General features: G+C 53.5%; 13 protein-coding genes. 4 read left to right on the forward strand and 9 right to left on the reverse strand.

Features of this window, described 5'->3' with window-relative positions:
* Positions 1-321: 321 nt before the first annotated feature.
* Positions 322-1,086, reverse strand: a complete 765-nt coding sequence (locus KF752_00705) for an EF-hand domain-containing protein (protein MBX3420051.1) — start codon at positions 1,084-1,086, stop codon at positions 322-324.
* 353 nt (positions 1,087-1,439) lie between these two features.
* On the reverse strand, positions 1,440-1,937 hold the full coding sequence (locus KF752_00710) for a hypothetical protein (GenBank protein ID MBX3420052.1): 498 nt from the start codon (positions 1,935-1,937) through the stop codon (positions 1,440-1,442).
* A gap of 466 nt (positions 1,938-2,403) precedes the next feature.
* On the opposite strand from KF752_00710, the gene KF752_00715 reads away from it, so the two are divergent.
* Positions 2,404-2,733, forward strand: a complete 330-nt coding sequence (locus KF752_00715; GenBank protein MBX3420053.1) for a hypothetical protein — start codon at positions 2,404-2,406, stop codon at positions 2,731-2,733.
* Between the two features lie 726 nt (positions 2,734-3,459).
* Here KF752_00715 and KF752_00720 read toward each other — a convergent pair.
* The 7 genes from KF752_00720 to KF752_00750 all read right to left on the reverse strand — a co-directional run bounded on the left by KF752_00720 (position 3,460) and on the right by KF752_00750 (position 8,526).
* Positions 3,460-3,726, reverse strand: coding sequence for a hypothetical protein (locus KF752_00720; protein MBX3420054.1), 267 nt, complete (start codon positions 3,724-3,726; stop codon positions 3,460-3,462).
* Positions 3,727-3,822: 96 nt separating this feature from the next.
* Positions 3,823-4,158 carry a hypothetical protein gene (locus KF752_00725; GenBank protein ID MBX3420055.1) on the reverse strand — a complete coding sequence of 112 codons (336 nt, stop codon included), beginning with the start codon at positions 4,156-4,158 and terminating at the stop codon, positions 3,823-3,825.
* Between the two features lies 1 nt (position 4,159).
* The gene (locus tag KF752_00730; protein MBX3420056.1) at positions 4,160-4,831 is read right to left on the reverse strand and encodes a hypothetical protein; all 672 of its coding nucleotides are present in this window, start codon (positions 4,829-4,831) and stop codon (positions 4,160-4,162) included.
* A 420-nt stretch (positions 4,832-5,251) separates the two neighbouring features.
* The gene (locus tag KF752_00735; GenBank protein ID MBX3420057.1) at positions 5,252-5,983 is read right to left on the reverse strand and encodes a metallophosphoesterase family protein; all 732 of its coding nucleotides are present in this window, start codon (positions 5,981-5,983) and stop codon (positions 5,252-5,254) included.
* A gap of 18 nt (positions 5,984-6,001) precedes the next feature.
* On the reverse strand, positions 6,002-6,631 hold the full coding sequence (locus tag KF752_00740) for a hypothetical protein (GenBank protein MBX3420058.1): 630 nt from the start codon (positions 6,629-6,631) through the stop codon (positions 6,002-6,004).
* A gap of 582 nt (positions 6,632-7,213) precedes the next feature.
* A complete protein-coding gene (locus KF752_00745; protein ID MBX3420059.1) occupies positions 7,214-7,744 on the reverse strand; it encodes a hypothetical protein in 531 nt (176 codons plus the stop codon).
* Entirely contained in the window at positions 7,744-8,526 is a 783-nt protein-coding gene (locus KF752_00750) for a hypothetical protein (protein ID MBX3420060.1), read from the reverse strand. Before KF752_00750 ends, KF752_00745 begins: the two co-directional genes overlap by 1 nt.
* A gap of 233 nt (positions 8,527-8,759) precedes the next feature.
* On the opposite strand from KF752_00750, the gene KF752_00755 reads away from it, so the two are divergent.
* From KF752_00755 to KF752_00765, 3 genes are read left to right on the forward strand one after another with little or no spacing between them, the layout of a single operon-like run.
* Complete coding sequence (locus KF752_00755; GenBank protein ID MBX3420061.1) at positions 8,760-8,951, forward strand: hypothetical protein; 192 nt, start codon at positions 8,760-8,762, stop codon at positions 8,949-8,951.
* 26 nt (positions 8,952-8,977) lie between these two features.
* Complete coding sequence (locus tag KF752_00760) at positions 8,978-9,631, forward strand: sigma-70 family RNA polymerase sigma factor (protein MBX3420062.1); 654 nt, start codon at positions 8,978-8,980, stop codon at positions 9,629-9,631.
* The gene (locus tag KF752_00765; GenBank protein MBX3420063.1) at positions 9,621-12,569 is read left to right on the forward strand and encodes a protein kinase; all 2,949 of its coding nucleotides are present in this window, start codon (positions 9,621-9,623) and stop codon (positions 12,567-12,569) included. Before KF752_00760 ends, KF752_00765 begins: the two co-directional genes overlap by 11 nt.
* The last annotated feature ends 6 nt before the right edge of the window (positions 12,570-12,575 follow it).

The following is a 12,575-nucleotide window of genomic DNA, read 5'->3' on the forward strand; positions in this document are numbered from 1 at the left end:
AGTACGAGCGCGGCCACTGGCAAAATGAATACGTGCAAATAACACGTTCCTTTGACTGCTGCAAATCTAGTTGTCGCCAGTTTTATCATTGGCCGCTCAAATGAAATGACACATTTAGTCACACACTGGTAGACACACTCTGGCGAACGTAGCTACCGTCGCCAGATGGTGGGTCCGGTGGATCATCTCGTCAAACCACTACGCACTGGGGAGCGTCGCTATCTGATGCAGCAGCAGCCACCCTCTGGCGAGGTTGGCTGCTGAATGCAGTTATCTATCAGTTTAGCTACCTCGGCACAACCGATTCAACATCGAACGCTGTTAAACTTCAGCATCTGAATCGGCCTTGGGTCGCTTGGGCTTTTTGGGACCGGGTGGAGCGTCATCCGAACGCCTGTCGCGTGGCTTGTCGGCGTTTTCAGGGTCGCGAGGCGGACGGAATTCTTTCAACTCCTTCTTGTCGATCTGCCCATCATTATTCTTGTCCAACGCGCGAAGTCGTTCTTGGAGTGGTCCTGGCAGATCGTCGATGGCCACCTTTCCGTCACCATCTTCATCCCAGCGATCGAACATTTGCATAATGCGCTCGGGCCGAGGACCACGATCTTCACCATCAGGGCCTCTGCCAGGAGGACCATCCGGACGCGGGCCGCGCGGAGGACCTGCCGGTGGGCCTGGGGGTGGGCCTGGGCGACGCCCCGGTCCGAATCCCTCTGGACGCCCAGGCCGATCACCATCGGGACGGAAGCCATCGGGCGGCCCAAATTGGCCACCAGGGCCACGCCGCGGTCCATCACCGCCCATACCCGGCCCACCACGGCCCACTAAAGCACGGAACAACTCCATGCCTTCAGCCAGCTCGTGTTTATCGATATTTGAATCCTTGTTCGTGTCGGCTCGCGTAATTCGCTGACGCACGAGCGCAAAAATCTCCTGTTCATCCAAAACACCATCTCCGTTGGTGTCCAGCCGCTCGAAAATCGCGTCGAGCATTTCAGGAGGAGGGCCTGGCGGCTGCGCAACCGCAGCCGTTGCAGACAACCCGAGAGCCGCTGCGGAAACTCCAAGAATTAGCATTTTTCTCATGACACACCTGTAAAATAGTGATCTGTGCTGAGTTACCCTTAACAGTATGGGCGTCGTGTTCGCCTAAGTATGTACACGCAAAACGAATCCAGCTCAGGACAGGTCGCCCAGGAAATTCCTGGCGATTCTTTCCAATCACGTTCCCCTGATCCTCAGACCTCGACCAGATGTGGTGGCGACATGGGACAATACCGAGGTGGCTCGGCGATGGCTGATGCTGTGTCCCTTGGAAAAGTATTAAGACGGGAGGATACCTGCATTCTCGCCTATGGCGGACTTTCCAAACGCTGGCAGCCTGTAATTGAAGCCACTGCTGACGCTTGACGCCCTGCCAATCCCGCCCGGCGAAGCTACTATTTACTATCGACCTTGACGTTTATCTTAATGGTTTCGATGCATTTTCTCAGGATGCTTTCGACTTCTGGAAACTCCTCGACAGTTGAATTGAAGTTAAAGATCAGCATTCCTCCTCGGTAGTGTGTCGTCAGCATGATGTTGTGAATATTCGTGTCGGCAGCGCGGGACACCATTTCCAGATAGATCCACTTCTGACCCTGCAGTTCAATGATTTTGCGTCCCTTCCACTCAATCCCTGGGACGATGCGATCAAACAATGTCTTGAACTCGTTGAGCCCTCGGTCCAGATCATCATGTAACGGGTTATTCTTGACATCAAAAGCAATGGTCGTGGAACGGCTAGCATTGCCAATCACATACGAAGGGGCTCGGTTCGAAGGAAACTTGAATTCTATCTCCTCTTTCGTAAGCGGCGTGTAGCTCTTGGGCGCATAAAACCGAACGCCCAATTCCGGGATACCGAAGGTCTCGCCTCTGGCTATCGTTGGAGACATCAAGATTGTCATGGTTAAAAGGAAAGCTCTCATATGCCCGGCGCTCCTTGGAAAGGTTACTTGCAGTTGATGCATTATGTTTCGAGTCGCGGCTGCTGCAAGCTATTGGGAGCTCGTCGATGTCCTAATCCTCAATTATTCCCTGGGCAATTATTCCCTGGGGACACAGCACAATGGAATTATTCCCTGGGGACACAGCACAATGGCGGGCGGGTAGCGAATTCCTAAAAAGTTGGCAATGCCGGTCAAAGAATTCCAGGGCAAGTTCGTCTAACATGGTATCAAACGCCATTCGGCCAGCATTGGTCACCGGCCCCCAACTGAACTGCGGCAGGTGCACCTTCCGGAGACGTATCGCTATGGCTCGAATGACCCGCGAAGAACAGTTCTCGCCCGATGAAATTGCTATCGTGCATATTGTCAACCGCGCAGTCCGTCGGTGCTTTTGGACGAGCGGACCGATGCGATGCAGACGTTGCCCAGCCAGACAGGGCTGCGCTGTAGTGATCGTGGCTTTTTGAACCTGACGACTGTCGAATATATCCAACTGCTGGACTGGACGGCGCGACAAGTTGTTGCGGGCAAACGCGGTAGCACGCCTGAATTGGCTCCGCCGATATTTGAACGACTGAAGCTTGGCATGTCACCGGACACGTTTGGCGAGCTGGTCGGCAGTTTCGGCAAACTGTTTAAGCTTGTAGCCGGCAAGCCCAGCGTCGTGGATGCTCACCGCAGTCAGCGCCGACGCAAACGCTTTAGGATGGATTCTGCCGCGCGGCGCCTGTTAGAAGTCTAACGCGAATTCTTGCGGCTGTCGCGGAACTGGCAAACTGCCCCGCAATTCAGAGCCGGCAATACACTGCCTGCAGGGCTGTAATGCGAGGCATCGTAATGATGTTGACTCTGCCTCACGTCAACTGACGGGTTCCCCAGCTGAATTTCAATTTCAGGAAGCCTTACTTGGGCAATCTTGTGTTGCACTGAAGCAGCAACGACCAAACTAAACGATTATCTATCGGGCCGTTCGCCCTTATACCCCAAACACTCAAAATCACTCTGGCAATCAACCTGTCCCCCGACAGATTGCTGTGTCCCCAGGTGGTGGTGTGATTGGAGTGTTTTTCGACGGACTCGACAATAAAATCCAAATTCTCTTCACTCATCGCGGCAGCACTCCAATCATTACAGCAATAAATGGTGGGTGGCACCATCCAATCCCATCCAATCCCATCCAATCACACTATCCAATCCTATCCAATTCATCCACTGCCTCCCGATTCCATACCGCCAACCATGGCGTCCGCCTTTGTCTTGGCGGCGGCATCCATGACCGCCCTGTCGCTGCGCTCTCTGCTGTTCAACCCGAACTTGACAGCGTTAAGGGCCAATCCACTTCCAACCGGGAACGTCGGCAGCGTCCCCTCAGTGGGGCGGGCGAATGAGCGTTGACTTCATTGGAACATCTCTCGCGCCCGCCTACGCATCCTTCGAAAACCTTCCGATGGCATCGTGCCATCGGCCTTCAGTTTCCAGCTTGATCAAGCTTGTCAAGCAACTTCCAAACCGGTAACCGAAAGTCACTCTCGGTCATGCGGTATCCATACGTATCTAGGCATCGTATGACGAACTCCGAATCAACACCCGCGAAGATGTCGTACGTACAAGCTTCATCCGCCACCAAGTACGGTCGGTCCTCTTCATCGAACATTCGTTCGAGAAACAACTTCAACGCATCTTTCCGTTTCGCAAGCTCGCTAGATTTGCCCAAATCGTAGTTGTCGTTACTCATGGCAATGGTACGAATCCTCCATTGCAATGAGGTTGAGAATGTCACAGAGGATGGGTGGCACCATCTAATCGTTCTCTATCTGCGGCTACAAACAACTTACCCAGTCTTCTGTCGGCGCCACTCCGCCGTAAGTCTTGGCGCGTCAATTCCTCGAAATGCGATCTCTAAATCCTGCTGCGTTTCCAAATTTTCAACAAACGATACAGCAATCAGCTCTTCAATCTCTTTACCGTGCCTATCAAACGCATTTTCCAACGCTGCGACGACAATTGGGCGAGATGGTCCGTCAATCAAGACGTATCTAGTAACTTCGCCCATAAAGACATGCGGCAATAGGCCGTCATTGTCGGAGACGTGTTCAGTCATGATCGCCCGTATGTCCGGAATCTGCTCTGCGAGATTCTGACAAAATTCAATTGTCGTCAAAGCCATATCAGTTTCCTGCTAGTGCAGCTTTCAGGTCATCCAAAATGCTCTGAGCCACCAGTCGATCACGCGAGGACGCATTTGGATTCTTCTTCATCCAGTTCGTCAACGCATTGATGTATTCCACTGCCTCTTGGGAATAGAATACACCGTGCGCCGGCAGCCCAGTTCTTAACTCGTTTCGAACAGCATCTGCTGTTGAGCCAGTGCCGATTGGATTCTGGCCTTTGGCACCTTTGTACAAGTCGCTAACCAGATTAGTGAGCTTTGCGTCAGTAACCGTGGGCACGACCGCAGTTGTCACTTTATTCAACTTACTTAACGCCGCAGCGGCGGCCACCCCGGCGCCACCACCGGCGGCCATTTTGGCAAGTTTGGCTGCGTCTCCTAATCCGGGTATAGAGGCAAGCAGGTTGATTAAGGCTTCCTGATAATTACCCCGACCCAACGTGATGCCCGCGTTGGCTAGGTCGAATATTATGCCAAGGCCAGGGGCAAAGCCGCCAACATCCAGCGCAAACTGCACGCCATCGAGCACCAGCGTCCACCAGCTACTGGCCTCTGGTTCTTCCTCGGACTGGGTTACCGTAGTGGGTAAGACAATCTCATACTCGGTCCTGGCATCGGGTCCATAGGTGCCCGAAACGAATACCAGAAACTCCGGTGTGCTTAGCTCCAAAGACGGCAGACCACGTTGGTACGACCCGCTGACATTGACGTGCGGATCACCGAATACTGCGAAACTCTGGCTGGGTAGCTGGTCTGATGAGATATTAGCGGTGTACGTGTTCCCAGCACTGTATCAACAGATGGTGGATGGCCCCATCCAATCATTTGCAATCGGGCGAGAACTGTTCTTCGCGGGCCATTCGAGCCATGGCGGTACGTCTCCTGAAGGTACGCCTGCCGCAGTTCAGCTTCGGTCCAGTGACCAATGCTGGCCGAACTGCGCTTGATGCCTTATTAGACGAACCTGCTCTTGAATTCTTTGATCGGCATTCACAACTTTTTAGGAGTTCCCTACCCGCCCCCCATTCTGCTGTATCCCCAGAAGGCCCAGAAGGCCTGTCCCACCAGAAGGCAACGACATTAGTTCCAGTCACGTTGGCTGCTCATATGCCAACTTTATCTTTCGTATGGTAGTCGAAATGTCATAGCAAACGCGACGAAAAATTATCCTGGTCCCGTCCAAGAGCGCGTAACACGCTCGTTCGTCGCCATCCCGTGGCTGACCCACCGAGCCTACGTTACATATCAATCTGCAATTGGAGCCGTCAAATTCCATGCCAAACTCTTCAGGAACCATGTGCCGCCAGTCACTGTTTTCTGCGTAAGGGAAAATGCCGGGCAAGTGGGTACCGCCACAAAAGCAAATATTGGAAATCTGGGCGAATACACCGCGCATCTTTCTAGAGTCAAAGACATTTTCCGGGAACAGTGCATCATCAATTGGATTCAAAATCGTTCCGTGAACGAATTGACCATTGGCATCAGTGAATACTTTCGGCCTCGCTAACATAAGTTCTCGGATCGCTTCGGTGTCTATTGAGCCAGACATTGTTTCCAAAAACTCGCTCGTCGTCCGACCAGCATGAATTCGTTCATCGAAACCAGGAAACGCCTGGTCCACTAAGTTACGATCATTATTGCCTTCCAAGACCACGGAAAATCGCAAGGCGAGCTGCAGGCACTGAAACGGATTTGTGCCATAACCAGTTACGTCTCCCAAGCAGTAAATAGATGAGGCACCAACCTGGCTGATGTCCGCAAACACTGATTCCAGAGCTTCCAGATTGCTCTGAATATCACTAATAACTGCAATCATAATCAAACTCCGGAACTTGCCGTTTTACAACCCAAGTACTCTTAGCAGATTATCAATCTCAGTCAGATTTTGTGCGACTTGTGACTCCATCGCCACAATTCCGTCCTTGAGCGTTTGGATGCGCAACTGCTTGAACTCATCAAACCCTAACGAATCGATCGCATTCGTTGGTAACAGGCCTTGGAGTTCGTCGAGCTTATTTCGAGCATCGATGAGCTCCTTTCTGAGTTCCGCATTTTTCTTCCCAAGGTTTACCAAATCGCCTGAGCATGTGTTATGCACCAGCAGCGCGATCTCGCCCACTTGATAGACGTGCTGGCCGTGGACTTCGATATTGTAGACGGCGGTAGGCTGATTGTGGATGGTGATGGACAGGACTTGCGCGGAACCGTCAGCGGATCGTAGTGTTTCACCGATTTCAAGTTCACCCAGCGCTACCCAGTCCTGCCGATCTTCGGACCAGATGGGGTGAATGGTGGTGCCGGTAATGGCTTGGATCTGACCGTCGGTGCCGAGGATTTCAACGCAGGCGACGGTGTGGACCTCGCGAGTGCAGAAGCGAGCGGTAACAACACTGCCGTCGCCGGCGGCGATTTCGGGGCAGTCGTCAATTGACGTGACCAGGGCTGAGCCGTGAACTTGCAAGTCTTCCATGTTCGTCGGCAGCAGTTTGCCTGCCTGGATGCCGTGCTGCTTGATCCACCCGCGCGGCCGGAGCAGCTCAGCATCGACAATGCCGCCATCGGTACGCTACATGGTGATCGATAGCTTGGCCCAAGTGGCTTGATCCGGCTCTGGCAGCGATTCGTCGTACTCCCAGGGTCGCGGGTTCTGGGTGGGAATGCGTGCGCCTAGTGGCACCTGCTCGATGGGAAGGAGCAGTAAAGTTTGAAGTGTGACAGATTGCTGTGTCCCCAGGCAGGCAGGTGCGAGTGCTCGATCGCCAAGCAAAAGTGTTACCCAAATCGCTGCCAATGATTCGCGCTAGCTTCCTTCCCAAGTCGATGCAGGACGACTTGCAGAAGATCGTTGAAGCTCGCAGCGAGCTGCTGCGTTTGAGCTGAATCTCCGAACATGAGCAGACTGCCTTGCCGCACATCAAGTTGCAAGTCGTTTTTGACAATCCCAAGCAGTCCATCGAAGCTCTTGCGCATGTCGATGGACAACCTTCAATTGTTATCAGTCCTAGTGAGCGGCGAGGCATCACCCTACCTTTGAACATGTTCTCTGAAGCATTTACCTTAGTTCGAAGATTTGCATCATCACTTTCTTGGATACTCGATTCACGGCAGCGTTCACATATATGTATTCCTTGTATCTGTATTCCTTGCCGGATTTAATATTTTCATACAACACCCAGTCCGAATCCAGCTGCACGAATTGTCTGTCTACATTCATGAACCCAATATTTTCCCCCACGTACTGACGAGGTGTGTCCAAGACTGATTTCTCATTGTCTACTTCCCAAAAGGGCTTCCCCAGTGTTTGTAACCATGCATTTAGGTCTTCTTCGTTTAACTCAAATTCTATGAAGACATTAAACCGAATCTCCCTCACCGCGCATTGAATGAATTGCGCTTTATCAGGAACGACGCTGGTGAGGACTTCCATGCACCTTTTACTGACTGGCAAGTCGCGCAACTTACTGGCTGTAAAGCGTTCGTATCGCAGGCCACTGACTATGATAATTGCAGCTGCTGTTATCACGATACAGAGAGCGAACACACATCCTGAGAACAGCCCAATTACTCTGAGAGGTCGCATCATTACCAAATTTTCTTAACAGGGACTGTTATTTTTGCTCTAATGCGAAAGTCGGAATCAGTTAGTCCATCCCATATCCAGTTGCCAATGAGTGCTTCCAACGAGTGCCAAATGAATGGTACAGCACCTGCGGAAAAATGTCCTCGATCCCAACTCTCCCGAAATCCAAGCGCATCAATATCATCTTCGAGCGTAAAGTCTACTTTGCCGATAATTCCCGTACGTCCTCCGGGAAACGTGGTGTTGCTAAAACTCCAGGTGGCGGTCAACTGACTTGTACCTAAGACCCAACGCATCCAATTATCTGCTTCGCTGTCAAAGACTACCTCAGCGGTTATTGTGCCAGATAAATTACCATTACGCGCGGATACTATCGCTAAATCCCTTAAACGGACCACTTTGCGCCGCAGAATTAGATCACGGAAGAGGATTTTTAGATCTTCCCCAACGATGGGCACCGCTCCGTCCAAGTATTTATCAATAAACATGCCTCGAACCCACCCATTACACCATACTGGTCCAATACCGTACCAAAACAACCACTTCTTTCCTAGGCTGTCGGCGCTGCCGGGAGTAGGAGATGATTGGCTAGATTGTTGTTGATTCTGATCTGTTCCTGTCGACGAGGTTGTTCCACTTTGGAGTGCAACAGATTGAATTGACGGTACTTGGTCAAGTGCACTTATAGCGGCAGCTGCTGAGTCAGCGAACAGCCCTGCGCCGACATTTACCACTTCGGTAGGAATCATGGCTCCAGCAAAAAACATGTCGCCGGTCGTGCGCATCAACGCTCCGACGTGGGAAATATTACCAAAAGTCGCTTCCTGATTTGTGTACGGTGACTACTAGGGACACAGCACAATGGCGGGCGGGTTGTGACTACCTAAAAAATTGGGAATGCCAGTCGAAGTATCCCAGAGCGAGTTCGCCTAACAAGGTATCAAACGCAATTCGGCCGGCATTGGTCAGCGGACCCAAGCTGAACTGTGGCGGGTGCACCTGCAGGAGCCGTATCGCTATGGCTCGAATGTGCCGCAAAGTACAGTTCTCGCCCGATAAATTTGCTATCATGCATGTTGTCAACCGAGCGGACCGCCGCTGCATTCTGATGGGCGAAGACCCATTCACCGGTCGCAACTTCGACTATCGCAAGAAATGGATCGAGCGCCGCAAGCGGCCTGTCCTCTTACAGAACCTTGTTGAGCTATAATAGGCTGGTAACAAGGTGAATCAGCGATGGATACATTCGATAGTCAACCCAGCCCATTGCCCGAACAAGATCAGATCATTCACGCTTTGAAGTCCGAGCGCGAGCAAGCGCTGGCTCGATTCTTTCAGTCTGCCCGCCCACGGCTCAAGCGAATCGCCGGCTTTCGGCTGGATCACCGACTCGGCGGTCGCGTGTCGGACTCGGACGTGCTGCAAGAGACGTTTGTTCGCGCTGCCCAGCGGTTGGACCATTTCTTGACACAGCCCGCGTTGCCTTTCTTCGTGTGGTTGCGCATGGAATTGAACCAGAAGCTGCACGAAATCCATCGTCATCATTTAACCACTGCCAAGCGCGACGCGCGCATGGAAGTTGGACTGCCGCACAATCAGGGTGGCGGTGATACGTCGCTGGCCATTGCCGCTCAACTGGTGGCCAGTTTGACATCGCCTAGCCGAGCCGTTCAAAAGGCGGAACAGATAGCCTTTGTTCAGCAATCGCTCAATCAACTACCTGAGCTAGATCGCGAGGTCATCGCTCTGCGGCATTTTGAAGAGCTATCTAATGCCGAGGTGGCTCAAGTATTGGGTATCGACTCGTCAGCCGCCAGCAAGCGTTACTTACGAGCCCTCAAGCGACTGCAAGAAATCATCAGTCAACTGCGAGGTGACGATGGACCGTAAGCTTGACGATCACGAAATTCTGGAAGCCATCATCGAACAATTTACCACGCAGTTGCGGGCAGGCGAGTTTCCATCGATCGCTCACTACCAGCAACAGTACCCTGAACTGGCTGAAGAGATTCACGAATTATTGTCGTCGATCGCCATCATCGAGCAGCTCAAATCTGCCTCGGAAACTCGCACTGAATTGCGGCATTCACTGGACAGCGTGCAGCACCTGAAGCGGATCGGCAATTACAAAATTCTGCATGAGATCGGCCGCGGCGGTATGGGAGTCGTCTTTGCTGCGGTACACGAGTCGTTGGGGCGTCAGGTGGCCATCAAAGTTCTGCCGACGCCGCTGTTGGATGGTTCGAAACATGTTCAGCGTTTCAAACGCGAAGCGCAATCGGCAGCTCGCTTACACCACACCAATATCGTCAGCGTCTACGGTGCGGGGGAAGGTGAAGGCTTCCATTATTACGTCATGGACTTCGTCAACGGCCACAGCCTGAGCACGGTGATCGCGGACTTGCGGAGAGCTTCTCAGGCCGCAGCTGGCGAGTCAACTTCCTCGCAGCCAGCCGACACAGCGTTTGCCAGTCTGAGAGATCCTGCTGTACGCTATCGTTGGGCGGCCACGGTAGCCGCTCAGTTGTCCGACGCGCTGGAATACGCGCATTCTGCCGACATCTTACATCGCGACATCAAGCCAGCCAACATTCTGCTCGATCAGCGTGGTGCAGTGTGGATCACCGATTTCGGATTGGCCAAAGATGGCTCGCAGGCGGAACCCTTGACTCGTACTGGCGACGTCGTAGGAACCCCCCAGTATATGCCCCCTGAATCCTTGGAAGGCAAGTACGATCGGCGCAGCGAAACGTACGCGGTTGGACTGGTGCTGTACGAGCTGGTAACGCTGCAGCCAGCGTTCAGCGGTAGCTCACCTGCCGAGCTGATCCGTGCGATCGCCGGCGGTTCGAGTCCGTCGATACGCAAGTCGGCACAGGCTATTCCCTCGGACCTCGCGACACTAATCGACAAGGCGATCGCCCGCGAGCCTCAGTTGCGATATCAGTCGGCCGCCGAGTTAAAACAAGATTTGCTGGCGTTCGTTCAGGATCGACCGATTTCTGCGCGACGTCCATCGGTATTGGAAAGTCTGCGGCGGTGGTCGCGGCGCAATCCGCTGTCGGCCAGTTTGTCAGCGGTCTCTGCCGCTCTGTTGGTACTGGTTGCCGCCACGGCGTCGATAGGATATTGGTCGACAACCAAGGCCTTGGACGAACAGGCTGAAATATCACGCTCACTGCTGCAGCAAAAAACCGAGACAGATTCGGCCCGGCATCAAGCCGAAGAAAACCTGGTGCAGATGCGGGCTCAATACGATCGCGCCGAATCTAATGTCGCGCTTACGTTGACGGCGTTTGAAGAGATGTTCAAGCAATTAATTGCCCGTGGCAATCAAGCGACGGTCGAATCCGATCTGGATACACTGCGGGAATTGTCGGGCGTGGAGACTTCACTGACTCGCCAGGACGCCGAATTCTTGGATCGCATGGTTGCTTTTTACGAGAAGTTTGCAGCACTGAATGCGGATAATGAACGACTGGCGCTGGAGTCGGCTCGTGCCTATCGCCGCGTTGGCAACATCTATCAGCTCGTCGCGCAAGTGGAGCCGGCCATTGAAGCGTACGAAAAGTCATTGCGTCTGTTGCCAACCGCCGGTGCAGACGCTGCCGCCGAAAAGGACTTGCTGCTGGCGCGCGTGCAAACGCAAAACGAGCTAGCTACTGCACAGCGCCGAGCTGGCAAGCATTTAGTCGCACAAGAAACCAACCAGCGTTCCATCGAGCTATTGGAGCAGTCACCTGCAATTCAACAGGATCGCGAATTGCGGTTAGAGCTTGCAAGGACACTGAGCGCGATGGGCTTTAACTATTTGCTGTTGATGAATGCTCAACGGCCACCGCGACCTCCACCGCCCCCTGAACGGTTAGCTCAGCGAAATTCGGATGCTCCTGAAGTATCTGCCGATTCAGATCGGCCCGCGCGACTTGACGTCGCATTCGATCCGCCTGCAGGTGGTCCGCCTAATTTTGACCGGCCAGGGGGACCAGGCGGTCGCCGTCGTCCCGGAGTAGCCGGAGAGTTTGGTGGTCCGGATAGTCCACGCCCCATCGGTCCAGCTCCCCTGGATCCCCTGAATCTTGGCCCACCGCGCCCAGGCTCGTTTGGCGCGGGGCAAAGCGGTCCTGGGTTTAATGGGCCTGGCGGACCAGGTCAAGCCGGCTCGATCGACCGCGTGCGCCGCGCTTGGGAGCGGCACAATAGCCCCTATAACGATCGCGCAATCGAGATTTTAGACCGCTTGGTCCAGGAAGATCCAGAAAACGCCGAATACCTGTCGGTGCGAGCCAGTTGTTACCTTAGCTTGGCAGCAGCCAATTTCGATGAAGATCGACAGATCGCACTCAAGCAGCGAGATCTGGCTGTCCAGGCGCTCCAGCAGCTTGTCGAACGCCAGCCGCAGAGCAGCGAGTTTCGCTTTTTGTTGGCTTTAGCCTGCGGGTTGGTACCTCAAGTCCAGGATGCTCAGGACTGGCAGTTGTTGTCGCGCGGCGCGGAACTGGCTGGACAATTAACCAGCCAACATCCGACCACTCCCGACTACCATCATGTGCACGCCAACCTTAAGATCAAACAGGCTAGTTATTTGATTCGCGATCAGCAATTGGAGCCGGCCCTGGCAGCACTTCGCGATGCGCGTTCGGCACTCATCCAATTGAGGAGTCAGACCAATTCCGATCGCTCGTTTATAATGACTGATGGTATGCTGGTCCGTGAAATGCAGCAATTACTGCGGGCCTTCCGAGAGCACGGGGACTCGCAGCAGGCGACTCAGATCGATCAGATGCTACAACAACTTCGCAAGGCCAGGCGCGAGCCGGCGCGTTGAGAAGCC

The sequence above is a fragment of the Pirellulaceae bacterium genome (assembly GCA_019636385.1).
Lineage (GTDB): Bacteria > Planctomycetota > Planctomycetia > Pirellulales > Pirellulaceae > Aureliella.